At 44.8% G+C, this 21,264-nt stretch carries 18 protein-coding genes; 11 read left to right on the forward strand and 7 right to left on the reverse strand.

The window, feature by feature from the left end:
- Positions 1-29: 29 nt before the first annotated feature.
- Positions 30-1,241, reverse strand: coding sequence for a FecR family protein (locus NQ564_RS18045; protein ID WP_039848362.1), 1,212 nt, complete (start codon positions 1,239-1,241; stop codon positions 30-32).
- 79 nt (positions 1,242-1,320) lie between these two features.
- Positions 1,321-1,905 (reverse strand): RNA polymerase sigma factor, encoded by a 585-nt coding sequence (locus NQ564_RS18050; protein ID WP_008154196.1) that lies wholly within the window; start codon positions 1,903-1,905, stop codon positions 1,321-1,323.
- Positions 1,906-2,741: 836 nt separating this feature from the next.
- Here NQ564_RS18050 and NQ564_RS18055 point away from each other — a divergent pair.
- The 6 genes from NQ564_RS18055 (at position 2,742) to NQ564_RS18080 (ending at position 14,633) form a co-directional block, all read left to right on the forward strand.
- The gene (locus NQ564_RS18055; RefSeq protein ID WP_008152833.1) at positions 2,742-3,689 is read left to right on the forward strand and encodes a FecR family protein; all 948 of its coding nucleotides are present in this window, start codon (positions 2,742-2,744) and stop codon (positions 3,687-3,689) included.
- A 257-nt stretch (positions 3,690-3,946) separates the two neighbouring features.
- Complete coding sequence (locus tag NQ564_RS18060; RefSeq protein WP_039848444.1) at positions 3,947-7,237, forward strand: TonB-dependent receptor; 3,291 nt, start codon at positions 3,947-3,949, stop codon at positions 7,235-7,237.
- 13 nt (positions 7,238-7,250) lie between these two features.
- The gene (locus tag NQ564_RS18065; RefSeq protein WP_039848360.1) at positions 7,251-8,801 is read left to right on the forward strand and encodes a RagB/SusD family nutrient uptake outer membrane protein; all 1,551 of its coding nucleotides are present in this window, start codon (positions 7,251-7,253) and stop codon (positions 8,799-8,801) included.
- Between the two features lie 126 nt (positions 8,802-8,927).
- Positions 8,928-10,979 carry a family 20 glycosylhydrolase gene (locus NQ564_RS18070; RefSeq protein ID WP_008152828.1) on the forward strand — a complete coding sequence of 684 codons (2,052 nt, stop codon included), beginning with the start codon at positions 8,928-8,930 and terminating at the stop codon, positions 10,977-10,979.
- Positions 10,980-11,140: 161 nt separating this feature from the next.
- Positions 11,141-13,804 carry a glycoside hydrolase family 2 protein gene (locus NQ564_RS18075; protein ID WP_165352366.1) on the forward strand — a complete coding sequence of 888 codons (2,664 nt, stop codon included), beginning with the start codon at positions 11,141-11,143 and terminating at the stop codon, positions 13,802-13,804.
- Positions 13,805-13,844: 40 nt separating this feature from the next.
- The gene (locus NQ564_RS18080; RefSeq protein WP_008152823.1) at positions 13,845-14,633 is read left to right on the forward strand and encodes a glycoside hydrolase family 16 protein; all 789 of its coding nucleotides are present in this window, start codon (positions 13,845-13,847) and stop codon (positions 14,631-14,633) included.
- A 3-nt stretch (positions 14,634-14,636) separates the two neighbouring features.
- On the opposite strand, the gene NQ564_RS18085 is transcribed toward NQ564_RS18080, so the two are convergent.
- Together NQ564_RS18085 and NQ564_RS18090 are read right to left on the reverse strand one after the other, a co-directional pair.
- On the reverse strand, positions 14,637-15,014 hold the full coding sequence (locus NQ564_RS18085; RefSeq protein ID WP_008152821.1) for a HepT-like ribonuclease domain-containing protein: 378 nt from the start codon (positions 15,012-15,014) through the stop codon (positions 14,637-14,639).
- The gene (locus NQ564_RS18090) at positions 15,004-15,300 is read right to left on the reverse strand and encodes a nucleotidyltransferase family protein (RefSeq protein ID WP_008152819.1); all 297 of its coding nucleotides are present in this window, start codon (positions 15,298-15,300) and stop codon (positions 15,004-15,006) included. The genes NQ564_RS18085 and NQ564_RS18090 overlap by 11 nt, the downstream gene beginning before the upstream one ends.
- 144 nt (positions 15,301-15,444) lie before the next feature.
- Between NQ564_RS18090 and NQ564_RS18095 the strand changes: the two genes are divergently transcribed.
- Genes NQ564_RS18095 through NQ564_RS18115 form a run of 5 tightly spaced genes read left to right on the forward strand, consistent with a single transcriptional unit; the run spans position 15,445 to position 18,318 of the window.
- Entirely contained in the window at positions 15,445-16,659 is a 1,215-nt protein-coding gene (locus NQ564_RS18095) for an aminotransferase class V-fold PLP-dependent enzyme (RefSeq protein WP_008152818.1), read from the forward strand.
- 24 nt (positions 16,660-16,683) lie between these two features.
- Positions 16,684-17,088 (forward strand): VanZ family protein, encoded by a 405-nt coding sequence (locus tag NQ564_RS18100; RefSeq protein WP_008152816.1) that lies wholly within the window; start codon positions 16,684-16,686, stop codon positions 17,086-17,088.
- Between the two features lie 53 nt (positions 17,089-17,141).
- Positions 17,142-17,399 (forward strand): hypothetical protein, encoded by a 258-nt coding sequence (locus NQ564_RS18105; protein WP_008152814.1) that lies wholly within the window; start codon positions 17,142-17,144, stop codon positions 17,397-17,399.
- Complete coding sequence (locus NQ564_RS18110; RefSeq protein ID WP_008152813.1) at positions 17,399-17,716, forward strand: type II toxin-antitoxin system RelE/ParE family toxin; 318 nt, start codon at positions 17,399-17,401, stop codon at positions 17,714-17,716. Before NQ564_RS18105 ends, NQ564_RS18110 begins: the two co-directional genes overlap by 1 nt.
- A gap of 2 nt (positions 17,717-17,718) precedes the next feature.
- Entirely contained in the window at positions 17,719-18,318 is a 600-nt protein-coding gene (locus NQ564_RS18115) for a ribonuclease HII (RefSeq protein WP_008152811.1), read from the forward strand.
- 8 nt (positions 18,319-18,326) lie between these two features.
- Here NQ564_RS18115 and NQ564_RS18120 read toward each other — a convergent pair whose 3' ends face one another.
- The 3 genes from NQ564_RS18120 to NQ564_RS18130 all read right to left on the reverse strand — a co-directional run bounded on the left by NQ564_RS18120 (position 18,327) and on the right by NQ564_RS18130 (position 21,261).
- The gene (locus tag NQ564_RS18120; protein WP_008152810.1) at positions 18,327-19,478 is read right to left on the reverse strand and encodes a 6-bladed beta-propeller; all 1,152 of its coding nucleotides are present in this window, start codon (positions 19,476-19,478) and stop codon (positions 18,327-18,329) included.
- 341 nt (positions 19,479-19,819) lie between these two features.
- A complete protein-coding gene (locus NQ564_RS18125) occupies positions 19,820-20,248 on the reverse strand; it encodes a SufE family protein (protein WP_008152808.1) in 429 nt (142 codons plus the stop codon).
- 14 nt (positions 20,249-20,262) lie between these two features.
- Positions 20,263-21,261 carry a M28 family peptidase gene (locus NQ564_RS18130; RefSeq protein ID WP_008152805.1) on the reverse strand — a complete coding sequence of 333 codons (999 nt, stop codon included), beginning with the start codon at positions 21,259-21,261 and terminating at the stop codon, positions 20,263-20,265.
- Between the last annotated feature and the right edge of the window lie 3 nt (positions 21,262-21,264).

Below are 21,264 nucleotides of genomic sequence, written 5' to 3' on the forward strand. Positions count from 1 at the left end.
GTGATTTAAGGATCCATACCGTATAGTTTTTAATGTTTGACTTTTATTTCTATACTCTCATATTTGTTTTCTACTTGAATCGGGGCCGCTTCTTTCAAGGCCTTCATCATTTCGTCCAGACTCTCTTTCAGGTCCAGTTTTCCGCTGCAGGACAATTTGTCGGCCGGCTCTTTGCAATAGATACGGACTCCGTAATAGCGGGAAAGTTTTTTCACGATTTCTTTGAGCGGCTGCTGGTGGAACTGGTAATATCCGTCTTTCCAAGCCACATAATCGTCGGTATCGACTGTTGTGATTTTCCCTTTATGTATTTTACTGTCGTAGGAAAACATCTGGTTAGGAGCCAGGATATTTTTGCATTTGTCGAGATTTACTTCAACTTTCCCACTGACTAGGACCACCTGCATATTCGCTTCGTTTTCATAGGCCGTGACATTGAATTGCGTTCCTAACACCTTTATATCCATCCGATGTGTTTTGACGATGAAAGGTTTTTGTTCATCCCGGCTGACGTGCAGGTATATTTCTCCTTCTACGAATATCTCTCTTTTCTCTTTTGCGAATTTGACCGGATACACGACTTTCGAGCCGGAGTTTACCCAAAGCCGGGTCCCATCGGCGAATGTGATGGACGAACGCCGGCCGACAGGTACGATCAGCTGGTTAAATTCCTGTGCCTGCTCCGGATTGCCTTTTGGACAGAGGTCCACTTGTTCGGAGTTGATGTTTACCTTTCCTTCCTTTTTATATTCGAGTTGGGTTTCTGTCCCGTCAATGGTCAGCTTTTCGTTGTTGGAAAGGACCAGTTGCACTTTTTCGTTTGTACTGTCTGGTGCCGGATTGGCTTGGATGATTGCCAGATAGTCTGTTTCGGCATCTTTCGGCCGCAGGGTTGCATACCAGCCGATTGCTGATAACAAAAGAAGGGAGGCTGCCGTGCTGATAGCAAGACGGATGAATTGTTGACGCTTCGCTTTTCTCTCTGTTTCTTTATTTTTTAATTCGATGCGTTGCCATAACGCATGTTCATCCTTGGCAGCCAAGGATGAACAATTTCTGTCTATTTTAATAGTACGTAGGAAGAGACGGGCATTTTCGATCTCTTGGGATAATGCGGCACTTTTTATCTGAAGATTGCTCCAAAAAGCCCGGCTTTTTTCAGTCGGGTGTAATTCCGACTGAATGAAAAAGTCGTCGTTCAGCAGTTGGTCTGCACTGTATGTTATATAGTCTTTATCCATTTTTCTTGTGAGCATTCTATATAAAGGACAAGGTCGCTTCCTTTTTATACTCACTGGAAGTAAACTTTTTTTATTTTTCTTATTGGACGGAAATGGATAGGAGCAGGAGGAATACTTCCACCGGCCCGTATAGGTCGCGTATCTTCTTCAGGGAGCGCTGGATAAGGTTTTGTGCGGATTGATAATTCATGTCCATCATGATGCAGATTTCATCGAAGCTAAGTTCTTGTATATAGCGATAGTAAATGATCTCTTTTTGGCGTGGAGTCAGTACATTCAGAATTTCCTGTATCTTCCTTTGTTGGTTGGTGTACTGTTCGTCCGTGACATATTGTTCTTCGACCGTCAGTCCGAGGGTAAAGGAAACAGTTTCATGATCGTAAGACGTGTAGTGGTCTTCCCGGTAAAGTGCATTGATCAGGCTATTCTTGAGGGAGACAAGCAAGTAGACTTTTATATTTTTAGGTGTGACCAGTTGTTTCCTGTTTTTGTATAATCCGGTAAAAACATCCTGGATACAATCTTTTATAAGTTCAGTATCGGAGGTAAAACTGTGCCCGTAACGGAACAGCATTTGTATGTAGACTTTGTATATCCAGCAATAAGCTTCATTATCGCCGGCTAAGAACTGACTCCATTTTATTTTGCTTTCATCTTCCTGCATAATTGTGCTGTATGGTCGCAAATATAATATTTTTGCTAGAATAACGGAAACTTACCACAACTTCGTTAGGGCAACCACACCAAAACCGTGGTCAAAAAAAGTAGGTATTCCGCTGGATTATAATCAGAAACAGTGCATAAAATCTCCTCAAACAAGGCTGATAAACAGCTCTACATCCCCGTTCCGGTTTCACGAAGGTCCGGGTCTCCACATCTTCCACATCCGGATCTCCCATGCCCTTCCCCCCGGGTCTGGAGAAACTTTTCAAGTTGTTTTTGGTAAAAGAGTAGCTTGTCTTCATGAAAAAACGAGTCTCTTTAATCTATTTTGTATCAGCTTCAGAACACATCTTAAATTTGATAGAAGGCTGGTATATAATGCTTTATTGCTTTTACCCATGATAGCTATGATAGATGAATGATAGTTGAATGCAGGAACTGTCATGAAATAACATGCTGTTTTACAGGTATATAAATTCAATTATGATAGTATGATAGTTGTTTTGCACAAAAAATTTTTATATAGAAATACCTGTACTAAAGACAAGGATTGATTGTCCCTTATGATTTTGGTGCGGTTACCCTACAACTTCGTTCAGAGCTTCGGAATCTTTCAGGAGAGTATTTTAAAAATATTCCCGATCCTTGACTGTGAATGATGACAAACGGAATTTCTGATTGGAACGGATATTTCTTGAAAAAGAACGTAGTTCCGAGAGAACTATGGCATTGATCTCGGAAGAAAAAATATAAAAATAAAATTTTTTTTCATTTTCAACTGGGGATACAGGCTTGTGAGCTGTTAGCATTATGTAAGCATAAGTAAAAAGATGAAAAATGGACAGGGAAACGTTATATAAGTTCTTTGAAGGAGCCGCTTCTTATGAAGAAGAAGTCCGGATTCGGCAATGGATGGAACATTCCCCGAAAAACAGACGCGAATTCTTGAAAGAGAGAAAGATATTCGATTCGATGTTGCTTCTTGGTGATGAAAAAGCGATTGAAGAAAAGGAGCGACACAAGTCATGGAGCTTGAGTTCTCTCGGAACTGAGTTAATCAAGATTGTGGCAGTTGTTGCTGTGACATTGGGACTTAGCTTATTATATCAATTTGTTTCGGATAAGAACGGAGTTGTGCCGATGCAATCCATTTATGTCCCTACTGGACAACGGGTGAACATCACGCTGTCGGACGGGACGAATGTCTGGCTGAACGCCCGGACGAAGATCGTTTATCCGGCTGTGTTCGACAAGTCCGTACGCCAGGTAACGGTAGACGGAGAAGCCTATTTCGATGTAGCCAAAGATAAGAAAAGGCCTTTTATCGTGGAAACGGGCAAATGCAATATGGAAGTACTGGGAACAAAATTTAATGTGGAAGGCTATTCCGATAAAGACGATTTCGAGGTTACGTTGATGGAGGGAAGTGTGCGAGTAGCCTCCCGTATCGGTTTGGGGGATACATTGATGTTGAAGCCGGACAGCAAGGCTTGCCTGCAAAAGGACGGCAGACTGAAAGTCATTCCGGTTGACGATTATAACCCTTATCGTTGGAAAGAAGGGTTGATATGCTTCCGGAACGAATCATTCCTCTCGATCATGAATGATCTGGAGAAATATTTCGGAGTCAGCATAGTTGTTGAAAATAAGAATGTATTGAAATACTATTTCACGGGAAAGTTCAGACAAGCAGACGGTATCGACTATGCATTGAGGGTATTGCAGAGGGATATCCGTTTCAAGTATGAACGGGACGATGAAAATCAGATTATTTATATCAGGTGAACACAAGTAATAGAAGAACAGAAATAAAAAACACAATAATTAGTATTAACCTTATAAAATAAAAGGAAACATGAAAACAGGCAGTCAATAACAGAAAAATGCCGGCAAGCGCTGGGGGGCATTTACCGGCATTCCAATCAACACAATTTTTTAATTCATTGTATTAACTTCAAATCAGTTACAAAGGTATGAAAAAAAACTTTTTGTCGGGGGGATATTATCCGAAAACTCCGTCAGGTAAAAAAATCTTGAGAACTATGCGAATATCCACATTCCTTTTGGGAGCCTGCGTATTCTGCTCGTATGCTGAAAATTCGCATTCGCAGAACGCCCGGGTTAGTATTAACAAGAACAATACTCAATTAGAGGAAATCCTAAATGAGATTGAAAGTCAGACAGATTACTTGTTTATCTATAATAACCAGGTAGATGTTAACCGGAAGGTTTCGGTAAGGGCTAAGACGGAACCGGTATCAAAAGTGCTGGATAACCTATTTAAAAATGCAGGTATCGAGTATGAAATGGAAGGTACGCATATTGTATTGTCAGCAAAAGATGTAGATGCTGCGGCTGCCATTAAACAACAAACACAAACAGTGACAGGCCGGATCGTTGATAATAACGGCGAAGCAATCATCGGGGCCAATGTTGTGGTGAAAGGCACTACAAATGGTACAGTTACCGATATAGATGGTAATTTCTCTATCGAGGCTGATCCTAAATCAGTTTTGAATATTTCTTATATTGGTTATTTGTCAAAGGAGATCGTTGTCGGTAACCAGAAAACAATCAATGTCGTATTATTGGAAGATACGAAAACGCTGGACGAAGTTGTCGTGATCGGTTATGGTACGCAGAAAAAGGCAGACTTGACCGGTTCCGTAGCCAATGTCAGCACGGACGATTTGAATACGCAGAGCAACACGACTATCGGGCAGGCCTTGCAAGGTAAGATTGCCGGTGTGGATATCGTTTCACAGGGAGGTGCGCCGGGCGGTAGTACTCGTGTCATGGTCCGTGGTATCGGAACGTTGAACAACTCGTCTCCTTTGTATATCGTGGACGGTATGTATATGAGTGGAATCGATCATATCAACCCGAACGATATCGCCAGTATCGACGTGTTGAAAGATGCTTCTTCGTCCGCTATCTACGGTTCACGTGCCGCCAACGGTGTCATCATCGTGACGACGAAAGAGGGTAGCAATACCGAGGGGAAACCGATCATCGACCTTTCGGCTAATGTCGGTGTCAGCTCGCCATCCAAATATTTGGATTTGTTGGATGCTGCCGGATGGGCGGAAGTGACGACTGTTTCCAGAAAAGCGGCAGGAATGAACCCGCTCGAAATGGCGACGGATTTGGCTTCCAAGCCGGACAATGATTGGCAGAGCTTGATGTTCAACCCGGCCTTGATGCAGAACTATAACTTGTCGGTGAAAGGCGGGGGGAAATATTCTACCTATTATAATAGTGTGGGCTATACGAACCAGGACGGTGTGATGAAGGGAACGAACTACCAGCGTTACACGTTACAAAGCAAACAGGACTTCAAGAAAGGTATTTTCCAAGCAGGAACGAATGTCGTTTTGACTTATAATCAGGATAAGCCTTTACTTTCAGAAATTCGCGGAGGATATGTCGGTCATACGATACAAGCGATTCCGACACTTGAACAATATGATGCGAACCAGACAGGCGGTTATGGCGCTCTGTATGGCGATGTCGTAAATCTCTATAACCCGTTGGGTATGGTGGATGATAATCTGATGAACCGTTATAGCGACAACGTGAAAATTTATGCTAATGCTTATGTTTCCGTTGAGTTTATGAAGGGTTTGAAATATAAATTGAACTTGACTCCCGATTTCCAGTTCTACCGTTACAACAGCTATCTGGGCTTGTATGATTATGGATTGAATAAAAACGATATAACGCAGGTGACGGAACAACAAACCCGAACTCGCAATGTGCTGGTTGAAAACTTGCTGACTTTCGACCGTACTTTCGGTGATCATAAAATATCGGTTCTTGCTGGCTATACCTACCAGGATTCCCAGTATCGTTATATGCAGGGATCAGGACAAGGTATGCCTACCGGAATCAAGGAGATAGACGCTGCCGCCCAAGGATTGGCTGTAAGCGGCAATTCAAGCCGTAGCGTGTTGACTTCAATCTTAGGTCGTGCGTTCTATTCTTACAAGAATCGTTATTTGTTGACGGCGACTATCCGTCGTGATGGTTCTTCCAAGTTCGGATCTAACAATCGGTATGGTAATTTCCCGTCGTTCTCTGTCGGATGGAATATCGCGGAGGAAGATTTTGTGAAGAATAACGTGTCCTGGCTGGACCAGTTGAAACTGAGAGGTGGTTATGGTGTTCTGGGTAATCAGGAAATAGACAATTACCAATATGTATCAGTCGTGACAACCGGTATTAACTATCCGGATGGAAAGAGCGGATTGATACAGGGTGCTTTCCCGAAAACGTTTGCCAACCCGGATATCAAATGGGAGGAAACTGCAATGACGAATGTCGGTATCGACTTCATGGCTTTGCGCAATCGTTTGACATTGACGGCAGACTGGTATGTGAAGAATACGAAAGACATTTTGCTGAATGTCCCGATTCCTATATCGTCCGGCGGTGCGAATGATCCGATCCAGAATGCCGGTAAGATCCGGAACCAGGGTTTTGAATTTAATATCGGATGGAATGAATCGCTGAATAAAGATTTGTCTTATGGCGTAAGTTTCTTAGGAACTTATAACAAGAATGAAGTAATTGCCTTGGGAGAAGGGATGCAACCGATTGAAAGCGGTACGATTCATGGTGGTACTTATACAAGTAGAACACTTGCCGGTTATCCTATCGGTGGTTTCTGGCTGATTCCGACCGACGGTTATTTCAACAGCGCGGAGGAAGTACAGGCTTACCAGAAGGACGGTGTCTTGATTCAGCCGAGTGCTGAACCGGGCGATATCCGTTTCAAAGATACGAACAACGATGGTACGATCAATGATGACGACCGTGTGTACAGCGGTAGCCCGTTCCCGAAATTCACCTATTCGATCAATGGTAACATTACTTATAAGAATGTGGACTTCTCCATCGGATTCCAGGGAGTTGCGGGTAATAAGATTTACAATGCGACCCGGTTGGAATTGACGGATGTCACGCGTGGCACGAATTATCTGGCGAGCACTTTAGATTATTGGACACCGGAAAATCATAACGCGTCCCAGCCCCGTCTGATCTGGACCGACCCGAACCGGAATGCCCGTTCCGAATCCGACCGTTACTTGGAAAACGGCTCTTATTTCCGTCTGAGAAACCTGCAAGTAGGTTATACGTTGCCTGCAGCCTGGTTCCACGGCTTTGTTCAGAAAGCTCGCGTGTATGTCAATGCAGAAAACCTCTTTACGATTACCTCTTATTCGGGTTATACGCCGGACGTAAACTCTTCAAATGTATATTCCCGTGGTTTTGATGAATTTATATATCCCTCCAACCGTACATTTATGTTGGGTTTGAACGTAACATTTTAAATAAAGCAATTATATGAAACGAATATATCTATATTTTATATTTTGTGCAATGGCTGTTGTCGGCTTGTGCACATCATGTGACGCCCAATTGGAACAAATAAATCCGAACAAGGCAACGGAAGATACTTTCTGGAAGAACGAAGCTGATTTCGAATTGGCTTTGACATCTTGCTATACTCCTTTGAAGAATGCGCTGAACGGCGGATATTATGGAACTCGAGGAGTCATGATGCGTATTGCACGTGCCGACGAAGTAGAGTTCAGGAATGACATCAGTGATGTTTTTCAAGCCTGCTATTTCACCAATACGAATGGCAACACGCTGTCACAGGGAATGTTCTACCAGTTCTATAATGCTTTGTACCGGACGAACTCGATCATGCAGAAGTTGGAAGAAAAACAAGGAGATTTTTCCGACGAGTTTATCAATAAAGTGAAAGGCGAATGTCTGTTTATACGTGGATTTTATTTGTTCCAGTTGGGTAAGGAGTTTAAGAATGCACCTTTGCGCCTGACTGCTTCACAGTCTCCGTCCACTTTCCCGTTGGCAAAATCTTCGCAGGCTGAAATCTGGGCGCAAGCCGAACAGGATCTGATCACGGCCGCATCTTTGCTGCCGGTGACGAACGAGGTGATCGGTAAGCCGACCAAAGGCGCTGCTTATGCGGTTTTAGGGAAGATTTATGTATATGAGGAAAATTTTGACAAAGCGATCGAGGTATTGGAACCTCTGACAAAATCTCCTTATACCTATCGTTTGGTCGAAGATTTTTCCTGGAACTTTGACGATGTGCATGAGAACAATGCGGAAAGTATTTTCGAACTGTTGATGGAACCGGTCGGAGGTACTGATATTTGGGGGGACGGAGAGAATATCAATTCCACCCAGACGAACACCCGCCCGAAAGAGTATGCAGCACCTGAAGCTAGTGGTTGGTATGAAGCTAATCCTACCCAGCAGATGATGGACATATTCATGAAAGAAAAAGATAAGGATGGTAATTTTGATTATCGTGCCCGTTCATCGGCTGCCTGGGATTATGAAGGTTGTATGTATTACTTGTCTCCTTTCCGCGAAAAGTTTAAGGAAGAAAAATGGAATACATATTGGATTCTGAAATACCAGAACTGGAATACGGCGGAATCAGAAGCCGATCCTCCTATGTCCGTTATCAACGAGCGTGCCATCCGTTATGCCGATGTTCTCTTGTTGCTTTCCGAGTCTTATCTGCGTGGAAAGCAGGACCTTCCTACAGCGATCAGCTACTTGAACCAGATCCGTGAACGTGCCAACTTGAATCCATATAGCGGGGCTCAAACCTATGAAGCTGTTTTTAATGATTTGGAACATCAGCGTGCTATCGAGTTCTTCGTGGAAGGAGAACGTTTCTACGACTTGCGCCGTTGGGGATTGCTGGAAGAACGCATGCAGACTTGTAATGCCGCCCGCTATAAGCAATTGATGACTGGTAAAGTCGGTGATACGAACCGTTATTATTATTATCCGATACCAGCGAAGGAAATCTCGGCAAATCCGCTGTGTACTCCGAATGAAGGTTGGTAATTAGAGACTTTTTTAATAGGTATTATCTTTGGGGCCGGCTGTAATGGTGGATAACGTATTATGGTCGGTCCTTTTCTTCTTTATCCATTACATTGTAAATGTATCTTTGAGGAAAATACATGTATCATGAAAATACAGCTATTAATAATTAGTCTATTGCTTGCGGCAAGCAGCCTCTATGCCCGTAGCCTGGATAAGGTGTTTCAACTTTTGCCCCAGCCTCAATCGGTTGAGGTGTTTCCGGGAAAAGGAATTATGCATACCGATCTTAAGTTTGTCTCGACTGCACCCGGAACTCCTGTTCCAATATTGGGAGCGTTGACGGATGTCCTTCCCCGTGCCGGACGTGGGGGAAAAGGATTGTATCTTCAACTGTCTGGGCAGAATGTCCCCGATTCGCCCGAAGGATATGTTTTGGTGGTGAATGATAAGGGGGTGATTGTGACGGCACGTACGGAAGCGGGTCTTTTCTATGGTTGCCAGACATTGGAGCAACTGTTGGAGGATAGCCGCGATTTCGGACGGGAAATTCCGCAAATGAAGATAACCGATTATCCGGCCATTGCCTACCGTGCTGTCCATCTCGATACGAAGCATCATCTGGACCGGATGGAATATTATTACCGAATGGTTGATCGGTTGGCACGTTATAAAGTGAATGCGGTTATCTGGGAACTGGAAGACAAGCTGCGTTTTACCCGCCGTCCGGAAATAGGTGCCCCGAATGCGATCAGTAAGCAGGAGATGCAGGCGCTCTGCCGGTATGCGAAAGAACGGAATGTCGAGATCAGTCCGCTTGTACAGGGACTCGGCCATGCCGGTTTTATCTTGAAACATCATTGGGAACTGCGTGAAAATCCGGCCAGCGACTGGGAGTTCTGTCCGTCCGATCCGCGTACATACGAGGTGCAGTTCGACCTTTATCTGGATGCACTCGAAGCCATGCCATACGGGAAATACCTGCATGTCGGTGGGGATGAGATCACGGCGATCGGAATCGACGACCGTTGTAAGGCGACCGGAAAGACGGCTTTCGAGTTGCAGATGATCTGGTTGAAAAAGGTGTGCCGATTTGCGGTCGAGCATGGGCGTATACCGATCTTTTGGGATGATATGCCATTAAAATATGCTGGTATCTGGGAGCTTGTGCTAAGCGATAAATCTGAAGAAGAAGTGGCAAAGGTCTGGGACACCAGCAAATTAGATGAGGCGATCGGTTTGTTTCCGAAAGAGTGTGTGTATATGCGCTGGAAGTATGAAGATGCGGCGACATCTGCCCATCGACGTCTTTTGAAATGGTATCATGATAAAGGGCTGAAGGTGATGGGAGCGACAGCAGCATCTGCCGGTGACTCACCTTTCATGCCACGCCGGAATACACGCTCGGAATATGTGAAAGGATTCAGTCAGTTAGTTGCCGACAACCAGTTAGAAGGAATATTAGCGACTGCCTGGGACGACGGTTCACCGCATCTGGAAACGGTCTGGAGAGGTTTTATCGCACAAGGTGAGTTCGGTTGGAACCCATCGGCACGGGATATCGGAGCATTCAAGCAGGTACATGCACAGCGCGAATATGGTTTCCTTCCAGAGGATAACCGGATGGACTTTCTGGATGAACTGGAAAAGGCGGTCTTTTTCTTCGATGGTGCGTTGGTGACTTCCGGCCACCGGAATCCAGCTTGGGGTACGTCGGATTTTACTCTGATCGGATTGCCTGACAAGGCGAATCCGGGGGCATGGAGCGAACTGTATGAAGATAAAATTGCGCGGGCAAAAATAGAAGCGGACCGTTATGAGAAGATTGCCGAAGGAATCAGAAAAGCGAAGGCAGAGGCGTTGCGCAATCGTTATACGTTGCAGGTTTATGAACAAACGAACAACCTACAAAACTATCCGGTACGCCTGATCTTGGCTTTGAATGACTACGATACGGCAAAAGATGAAACTGCCCGGAGGGACGCTTTGGAGACGGTCGCCGAGGTCTGTGATTACTTCGATGTCATGCGGGCAGACTTGGAGTCGGTCTATTCCGAAACCCGTTTCATGCAGCAGCCCGAAGGTTTTATTTCCGATCTGAATCATCATAATCATTTAGCTTCCAAGACGAACAATAGTGATTGGTGGTATTATTACGAGATTCCGATGATCCGGAAAGTTCGGGCTTGGATGAAGTAGTTCTGAAAAACGTCCCAAAAAATATTTAAGGTTTTATAGACCTTCGAAGTATCCAAGAATATATTTTGGGGCATTGAAGCAGACGACGGCTTCACCGGAGATTTTTAATCTCGTTGAAAAGGTACGGCCGGTTTGAATGATAAATTATAAAATATATAATAATGAAGAAAATTATATTCAGTTTCGTGTTTATGTGGCTTAGCCTCTCTTTGTGGGCGGCCCATCAGCCCGAGTTTTCAACAGCTGGTTTCTTCCGGTTGGACAACAGCGGGCGTGAAGTGTTTTCAATGAATCCGGCTTGGCGTTTTTATAAAGGAGCGGCCGAAGGTGCGGAGGCAAAAGATTTTGATGATAAAGACTGGACGGTCGTTTCTTTGCCGAACGGTATCGAATATCTGCCGACCGAAGCGAGCGGTTGCATCAATTACCAGGGGGAAGTCTGGTATCGGAAACATTTCGCACCCGATGCTGCTCTGAAGGGCAAAAAACTTTTCCTGCATTTTGAGGCCATAATGGGTAAAAGCAAGGTGTTTGTGAACGGCAAACTGTTGACGGAGCATTTTGGCGGTTATCTGCCTGTCGTGGTCGATGTGACGGATGCGTTGGACTGGAACGGTGACAATGTGATTGCCGTCTGGGCTGGTAACAGCGACGATCCATCCTATCCTCCCGGAAAGGCGCAGGATGTGTTGGACTATACCTATTTTGGCGGCATCTACCGGGATTGCTGGCTGATCGCCCATAACCAAGTGTTCATCACTGATCCCAATTATGAAAACGAGGTGGCGGGAGGTGGCTTATTTGTCGCTTTCGGAAAGGTATCGGACGCTCTGGCGGAAGTACAGTTGAAGATACATGTGCGCAATGCTACGAAGAAATCTTTTTCCGGTCTGGTGGAATATACATTGTTGCAGTCGGATGGCACCGAAGTCGCCCGGTTGAATGACAAGATACAGGTGAAGGCTGGTAAGGCAACTACCGTTTCCAACCGGATGTCGGTGGAGCAGCCGATGCTTTGGACTCCTTCGACACCTACTTTGTATAACTTGTTGGTGCGGGTACTCGATAAGGAAGGAAATGTGATCGACGGTTACCGCCGCCGTATCGGAATCCGTAGCATTGAATTTAAAGGGAAAGACGGCTTCTACCTGAATGGCAAACCATACGGTAAACCGTTGATTGGAGCTAACCGCCACCAGGACTTTGCGGTTGTCGGAAACGCTGTCGCAAACAGTATTCATTGGCGGGATGCCAAAAAACTGAAAGAAGTAGGGATGGAGATTATCCGTAACGCCCACTGTCCGCAGGACCCGGCTTTTATGGATGCCTGTGACGAGTTGGGTCTGTTTGTGATTATCAATACACCCGGTTGGCAGTTCTGGAATGACGCGCCCGAATTTGCGCAACGCGTGTATAGCGATATCCGCAATGTCGTGCGTCGCGATCGCAATCATCCCTGTGTCTGGTTGTGGGAACCGATCTTGAACGAGACTTGGTATCCGGCTGATTTTGCCAAGAACACTCGTGATATCGTAGATGCCGAATATCCGTATCCTTATTGCTATAGCGGAAGTGACAGCGAAGCACGTGGGCATGAGAATTTCCCGGTCTATTTTGCTCATCCCGCCAATATGCAGGATGCTTCGAAAGAGATCGATCCGTCAAAGACCTATTTCACTCGTGAATGGGGAGATAATGTGGATGACTGGAGTTCGCACAATTCGCCGAGCCGTGTGGCCCGCAATTGGGGAGAAGAACCGATGCGCGTACAGGCTCGGCATTATGCGAGCCCTTCTTATCCGGTGACCAGTTACGATGTTCTTTATAAGCAGTCCCCGCAGCATGTCGGCGGTTGCCTCTGGCATTCGTTTGATCACCAGCGCGGTTACCATCCCGATCCTTTCTATGGTGGTCTGATGGATGTTTTCCGCCAGCCGAAATATTCATATTATATGTTTATGGCACAACGTCCGGCAGTGAAGGATGACCAGCTTGCGGGAAGTGGACCGATGGTGTATATCGCACATGAAATGACGCCTTTCTCTGGTAAGGATGTGACGGTTTATTCCAATTGCGACGAGGTCCGCCTTACGTTTAACAAGGGCGGAAAGACTTATACTTATAAGAAAGACAAGAACCGTCCTGGAATGCCTTCTCCGGTTATTACCTTCCCGGATGTTTATGATTTTATGGTCGACAAAGCGCTTTCGAGGGCCCAAAAACAGGACGATGTCTACCTGCTTGCCGAAGGTCTGATCGACGGCAAGGTCGTGGCTACGCATAAAGTCGTACCTGCCCGCCGCCCCGAAAATATCCTGTTGTGGGTGGACAATGAAGGTACGGACTTGAAGGCCGATGGCTCCGATTTAGTGACGGTAGTGGCTGCCGTTGCGGATAAGAATGGAAATATCAAACGGTTGAATAACTACAACATCCGTTTTTCCATTGAAGGTGAAGGACGTTTGTTGGGTGGACCTGGCGTATTGGCAAATCCGGCTCCCGTAAAGTGGGGGACTGCACCTGTCCTGGTTCAGTCTACCTTGAAACCGGGTAAGATACGGATTACGGCGAGTGTCTTGTTCGAAGGTTCGCAAATGCCGGTAAGCGGTGAATTGGAATTCGAATCGAAACCATCTGCTTTCCCATTGGTCTATGATGCATCGGATGCCGCCCGCATCCCGCTTGGCAGTGTTTCGACCGGACAGAACGTCGCTTCCAAGACGGATGCCGAACGTGAAGTGGAGCGTCTGCGTAAGGAGTTAAATACCTTGAAACTGAAAGAGGTAGAACGGCAGCAGTCGGAGTTTGGCGAGAAAGAACAATGAAATTTCGTATATTTGCGAATCTAATGAAAGATAAGCGGATATGAGGAAAGGATTATTAGGATTAGGTGTTGTGCTGGCCCTGTCTGTCCTGGCAGGTTGCCAGCCGCAACAGGAGGAATGGCAATTGGTGTGGGAGGAGAACTTCGACCAGGCGGAGCATTTTGATGAGGCTTCGTGGAGTAAGATACCGCGTGGACGGTCGGACTGGAATAATTATATGTCGGACTTCGATTCCTGTTATGCCATGCGTGATGGTAATTTGGTTTTGCGTGGATTAGTCAACTATAGCTTGCCGGTCGATACGGCCCCTTTTATCACGGGGGGTGTTTATACGAAGGGCAAAGTCGGCTTTTCCGACGGGCGTCTGGATATCCGTGCCAAACTGTACGGTGCGACCGGCGCGTGGCCTGCTTTCTGGCTGTTGCCGGAAAATGAAGGTTGGCCGGATGGTGGTGAGATCGATATTATGGAACGTTTGAATAATGATACGATCGCCTATCAGACCGTTCATTCTGCTTATACCCATGTATTGGGGATCCAAGATAATCCGAAGCAGGGAGGAACCGGGACGATTAACCGCGACGACTATAATGTCTACAGCGTGGAAATGTATCGGGACAGTCTCGTCTTTTTTATCAACGATACCCGCACATTTGCTTATCCCCGTATCGAAACTGACAAGGAAGGACAGTTCCCGTTCACAGACAAAGAGTTTTATCTGCTGCTCGATATGCAGTTAGGCGGAAGCTGGGTAGGAGCGGTCAACTCATCCGATCTGCCTGTCGAGATGGAGATCGATTGGGTGCGTTTCTATCGGAAAAAGAAATAAAGGCTATTCGGACAAATCTGACAACATAGAAGTAATTGCTTTTTTCAGAGGTTGGAGTTCATGGCTTAATATCCACCAGATGACGTCAATATCAATTTCAAAATAGTGATGGGCAACAATATCCCGCAAGCCTTTGATTCGTTTCCAGGGAATTTCGGGATGAGTTGGTAATAGCTTGTTGTTTGTCATTTTGTCCAATCCTTTAAGGCTTTCTCCTATAGCAATGAATTGCATACAAATGGCATCGAGCATGGCCATGCCGAATGGTGTTTTTAGAAAATCATCGGCAGAGTGAAATGAACTGGCCCTCTCTTCTATTTTCAAGATGGCATTTTCTATTTGCTGCAGACTGTTTCTGGCCAATTCTTTATCATAATACATATATCCCGTCTTTATCAATTTGTTCTTTTAGGAATGGATTCATATTTCTATGAAGACGGATAATATCGACAGGACAACCCAATAGCCGTTCTAAAAACTCTTTTAAGTCCAATATTAAAAAAGGATTGGGAGTTTCAGTTTCAATACATACGTCAATGTCACTGTCTTTATGCTGCTGATTTCTGGCAACGGAACCGAATATTTTTAAGGAACGGACACCGAAATCCTGCACCAATTTCTGGCTACAAGATCTTATCAATTCAATATATTCTGTTGTTGTCTTCATACCTTAGAGTATTTCCGTGTGAAACAAAAGTATAAAATTGATTGGTACAGACAAAACTTTTAGCTTATAATCTGTATGAATAGTATATTTTACTGTTAAACATACTATCTTTGGCGCTTGTTATTAAGTTAAATAGTTACAGTTATGTTGGATGTACAATCTATCCGGAAGGATTTCCCGATCCTGGATCATAAGATATACGATAAGCCGCTTATTTATTTCGATAATGGGGCGACTACCCAGAAGCCGCGCCCGGTAGTGGAAAAGATCGAGAGTGGCTATTATAATGTGAATGCCAATATTCATCGTGGCGTTCATTTTCTGAGCCAGGCAGCGACGGAAGCGCATGAGGATGCACGCAAGACCGTGCAGCAATTCCTGAATGCCCGCTCTGCCAACGAGATTGTTTTCACGCGTGGGACGACAGAGGCGATCAACCTGATTGCTTCCAGCTTTACCGACGAATGTATGTCGGCCGGCGACGAAGTGATCGTTTCGGTGATGGAGCATCATTCCAATATCGTTCCTTGGCAGATACAGGCTGCCCGTAAAGGGATCACGTTGAAAGTAATTCCGATGAATGAAAAAGGCGAGTTGTGCATGGACACGTTCCGCAATCTTTTTTCGGAACGGACAAAACTTGTCTCGGTTACACATGTGTCGAATGTGCTCGGTACGATCAATCCGGTAAAGGAGATCGTTGAAGAAGCCCATAATCATGAGGTTCCGGTACTGATCGACGGAGCACAAGCCGTTCCCCATCTGAAAGTGGATGTGCAGGAGTTGGATGCCGAGTTTTATGTCTTCTCCGGGCATAAGGTCTACGGTCCTACCGGTATAGGAGTCCTGTATGGCAAAGAAGAATGGTTGGACAAATTGCCGCCGTATCAGGGAGGAGGGGAAATGATCGCTTCCGTTTCTTTCGAAAAGACGACTTTCAACGAATTGCCTTTCAAGTTCGAGGCCGGAACGCCTGATTATATAGGCAGTACGGCTTTGGCGGAAGCCTTGCGCTATGTTGGTCGTTTGGGAATGGATACTATTGCGGCATATGAAGATGAGCTACTTCGTTATGCGACCGATAAACTGAATGCGATCGACGGTATGCGTATTTTCGGACAGGCGGCACATAAAGGGGCGGTACTCTCTTTCCTGGTAGGTAATATCCATCACTATGATATGGGGATGTTGCTGGATCGTTTGGGGATTGCGGTCCGTACCGGACATCATTGCGCCCAGCCGTTGATGCAGGATTTGGGAATCGAGGGGACGGTTCGCGCCTCTTTCTCGTTTTATAACACAAAAGAAGAAATAGACATCTTTGCCGCCGGTATTGAACGGGTACGGAAGATGTTCTGAATATAGTAAGATGGAGTAATTGTGATGTTGTATTACCTGAAGAAATATCCGATCTCGCTGACGATTATCGTAGTGGTGATCTATCTCTCTTTCTTTAAACCGCCTTCTCTGGAAGTCGGAAAAATCGTGGGGATAGACAAAGTGGCTCATATCTGTATGTATGCCGGCTTGTCCGGTATGCTGTGGATCGAATTTCTGCGCAACCATCGCAAATATGACGATGTGTTGTGGCATGCCTGGATCGGAGCGGTCTTGTGTCCGGTCTTGATGAGTGGTGCAATTGAACTTTTGCAGGAATATTGTACGACATATCGTGGTGGTGATTGGTTCGATTTTCTCGCGAATATCTGCGGTGTCACCCTTGCAACACTCTTTTCTTACTTCCTCCTTCGTCCTTGGATGATGAAAAGAAAGACTGGTATTCATTAGCTTATGTGCCGGAAGAGTGTTACTTTTGTATCATATCAAAATTCAGATGTCTTATGACTTCATTGGAATTACAAGAACGTAAAAACTGGGCGTTGGATATTTTGCAGGCTTGCAATAGTGAGGAGGCGATATCCTATATGGAAAGTCTTGCCCGTAAGTTGATTAAGATTGAAAAAGCGGAACTGAAACGTCCGAATTGCTTCACATTGGAGGAGGTGAAAGAGATGTTGAAGGAAACAAATCGGGATAAAGAAAACGGAATTTATGTTTCTGAACAGGAGATGCGTGATTTCTTTCAATCTTTTCGTTGATGGAAATTCGGTCAAGCAAACTTTTCAAGCAGCAAGTGACTGACTTGGTTTGTTATTTAAAAGTGACTTTTGGGAAACGGATTGCTTTTCGTGTTAAAAGTGAGATTGAGAAAAAGGTTTTCCTTTTGAAATTATTCCCCAATATGGGGACTGTCGAGCCACTTTTGGAAGAAGAACCTTTGGTCTACCGTTACCTTGTTATTAAGCATAATAAGATACTTTATACGGTCGAAGAAAATTATATATTTATCCATTTGTTGTGGGATTGTAGACAAGATCCCGGTCATTTGATGGAGTTGATAAAAGATGTTGATTAACCATGTTACTACCCTATTTAGAAGCAAATCGTATAGAAGCCGGTTGTGATGAGGCCGGTCGTGGATGTTTGGCAGGGCCGGTGTATGCCGCTGCGGTTATCTTGCCACCGGACTTTCATAATGAAGATCTGAATGATAGCAAGCAATTGAGTGAAAAGAAACGCTATGCACTCCGTCCAATTATCGAGCAGGAAGCTATTGCGTGGGCTGTCGGTATCGTCACGCCCGAAGAAATCGACAGGATTAATATCTTGAAAGCTTCTTTTCTTGCCATGCACCGGGCAATTGACGGGTTGAAAGTCAAGCCGGAACATCTGTTGATCGATGGAAACCGTTTTACACCTTATCCTGGTGTCAAACATACGACAGTCGTAAAAGGAGACGGCAAATATCTAAGTATTGCCGCCGCTTCCATCCTGGCAAAAACCTATCGTGACGACTATATGAACAGCCTCGATCTGGAATATCCCGCCTATCATTGGAAGGAAAACAAAGGCTATCCCACAAAAGCCCATCGTGAAGCCATCCGGGAATGCGGGATAACCCCTTATCATCGTAAGACATTTACTTTACTGCCGGAGCAGTTGGAATTGAAGTTCTGATGGAAATTTTATTTTTGTTTCTGTTTGATCAGCATGATGACCGGATTGGAATCTTCTTTCAATTCGGCAGCGATTTCTTTTAATTTACCTTTTAACCGTCCTCTCCCGTAATCCCGAATGAGATCTGCTGCTTCTAAATGTTGCCAGGAAGGGATTTCGCCATTTATCGGTCTCCTTGAGTTTAAGTAGACTTTTTCTTCATTGGTATAATCTCCATTATAGACTTTGCTCCTGAAGAAAGCCTTTTCTTGTTTGTCGTACAATAAATTAGTCGTTGAAAACTCTATTGTCTTTTCGATTGCGTCCATAAAATAGTAACGGTCGGTAAAGAGGCTCGGTAAAAGAATTACTTCCGGGTTCATGGATTGGATCGAAGGGGTTCTTGCGATAAGTGGTATCAAGGTATGATCCGGCAAATACTGATACAAGGTGTCGGCCGAATATTCCGTCAAAATATAATCGTTAAAATAAGGCATAATCGGGTGTTTACATTGAGGAGAATAAACAAAATATTGACCCTCTACCGTTTTATCTTCGATCCTGACATAGATGCTTTTCTTCTCATTAAAAGGAATTGTGATTTCTTGGGTGATACTGCCGTCCTGCTTGGATATGAGCATGAATGACTGTCCGGTATTCCCCGGGAAATCATCATGGCAAATTAAATTATCCTTGTCAAAATTGTACATTTCAAAAAGCGAAAACTCTTTTTTGATCAGAAGGTCCCGTTTAAAGTTTCCTTCCAGGTCATAGACTTGTATTTTCTTTGCAAAACTATTGTTGACGAATATCTCCTCTTTTTCTTCATCTAAAATGATTCTTGAATAGGAACTGTATTCTTCATTGCCTTGCCCTTTTCGGTTTATTCTTTTTAGGGCTTTCCCTTTTCTGTCGAAGATGAAAATATTGCCATCGTTATTGAAATTTGTTGCAATTATGATATTCTTGCCGACTCCCCACAAACTACCCATACAAAGAAATTCATCTGTTGTTTCCAACGGGATATACTCTACATCCATAAAATCTTGGAGGATCAATTCTTTATAAGGATATTTTGCTGTGACATCTATCGTGCTTAATTCATTTGCCGGTTGGTTGTTCTTTCCACATCCTGCTATTATGAGCAGGAGCATGATTAAAATAGAATGTACGTTTTTCATATCTGTAGATTTAAGATGTTTATAAGACTTTAGAGAGGAAGATCATTTTTATTTTATTGAATAACAATCTACTATTTGTGCGCAAATCTATTTGATTTAAGTAGAATAAAGGTGCTTTTCTAGTTAAACGTTGTTAATGGGTGAAGAATTATAGCCTATATCCTATTGGTAAAAAGGTTATAGGCTTTTGACAAAAAGGTACTAACCTTTTTCCAAAAAAGTACCTGCCTTTTGGGAGATATGTTTGGATATTTGTAACCCTATGCATTAGCACCTGTAAAGCATAGGGTTACGGATGCTAATGCATAGCTTTTTCCGGAGGGAATAGATGCAGGGTGTTTTTATCCTTGCTGTTCTTTGGTGCGGAATGCCAGCGCGTACATGCGCATCTGCTTGACCATAGCCACCAGGCCGTTCGAGCGGGTAGGACTGAGGTGCTCTTTCAGGCCGATCTTTTCAATGAAATATAGGTCTGCATCCAGTATTTCCTGCGGGGTATGGTCGGACAGGATGCTGATCAACAAGGAGACGATCCCTTTGACGATTACCGCATCGCTCTCGCCTTTAAACAGGATCTTACCATCCACGTAATCCGCCTGCAACCAGACACGGCTCTGGCAACCTTCGATCAGGTTGCTCTCTGTTTTATACTTTTCCTCCAAAGGGGGAAGCGAGTTACCTAAGTCTATCAGTAACGCATACTTGTCCATCCAGTCGTCGAAGTCCGAAAACTCTTCGATGACGTTGTCCTGAAGTTCATTAATTGTCATTTCTTTTCTATCTTTTATCTGTTATATACAACTTCGAGTACTGTCTGGCCGACGGCTTTCAGTACGTTTTTGTCTATATTGCTCATGTTGTCGTTCTGTGTATGCCAATGGTCGCGGAACCCATTTTCCGAGTTCGGATCGTGGTTGATGATGTCCAGGCAAGGAATGCCGGTTTCTTCGATGACCGCTTCATGGTCGTCTGTCACACCTCCGCCGTTTGCATTGATAAAATATTTGCCATATCCTAAGTTACGTGCCACTTCCCATACTTCATCCACATAGCGGGCAGCGTATTTCATGGAGATGTATTCCTTATAGAACACGGCATCTTTGGCTCCGACCATGTCGAGCAGGATACCAAACTCGGCTTTGTAACCCGGTTTGTGCGGGTTCTTCCCCCAGAAGCGGCTACCGAGGCACCAGGTATCGCTCGTGTCGTTGTACCTGTCTTTGGCAAATTCGGGTGTCCCGTAGTCTTCAGCATCAAAGAAGATGATGTCTACCCCTACTTCAGGAGCCTTCATTCCCATTTGTCGGGCGATTTCCAACAGGGCGCCTACGCCGCTTGCACCATCATCGGCGCCGTCCAATGGTTTCTTGTGGTTGGCTGGGTCGGGATCGTGATCCGAATAAGGACGCGTGTCCCAATGGGCGAAAAGCAGGATGCGTTTATCTTTGTCGGGATTGAAAGAACCGATGATGTTGCGCGATTCCAACGGAGTCCCGTCGTATGCCTTGAGTGTAGCCTCTTGTTCGTAAACTTGCGCTCCGAAGCGTTTCAGCTCGGATACCAGATAATCGCCACAAGCCTTGTGGGCCGGCGTGTTCGGGACGCGGTAACCGAATGATACCTGTTTTTCGACATAAGCATAGGCACTGTCCGCATTAAACGACGGAGCGGTTGTTGTCGAAGCTTTCTTTACTTCCGTAATGGGAGCTGCTGTCTCGCCAGCTCCTTTCTGACCGCATGAAAACAGGGTCATGGAGAATAATAATAAAATCAGTTTAGTCATATC

This window comes from Parabacteroides johnsonii DSM 18315 (assembly GCF_025151045.1).
Lineage (GTDB): Bacteria > Bacteroidota > Bacteroidia > Bacteroidales > Tannerellaceae > Parabacteroides > Parabacteroides johnsonii.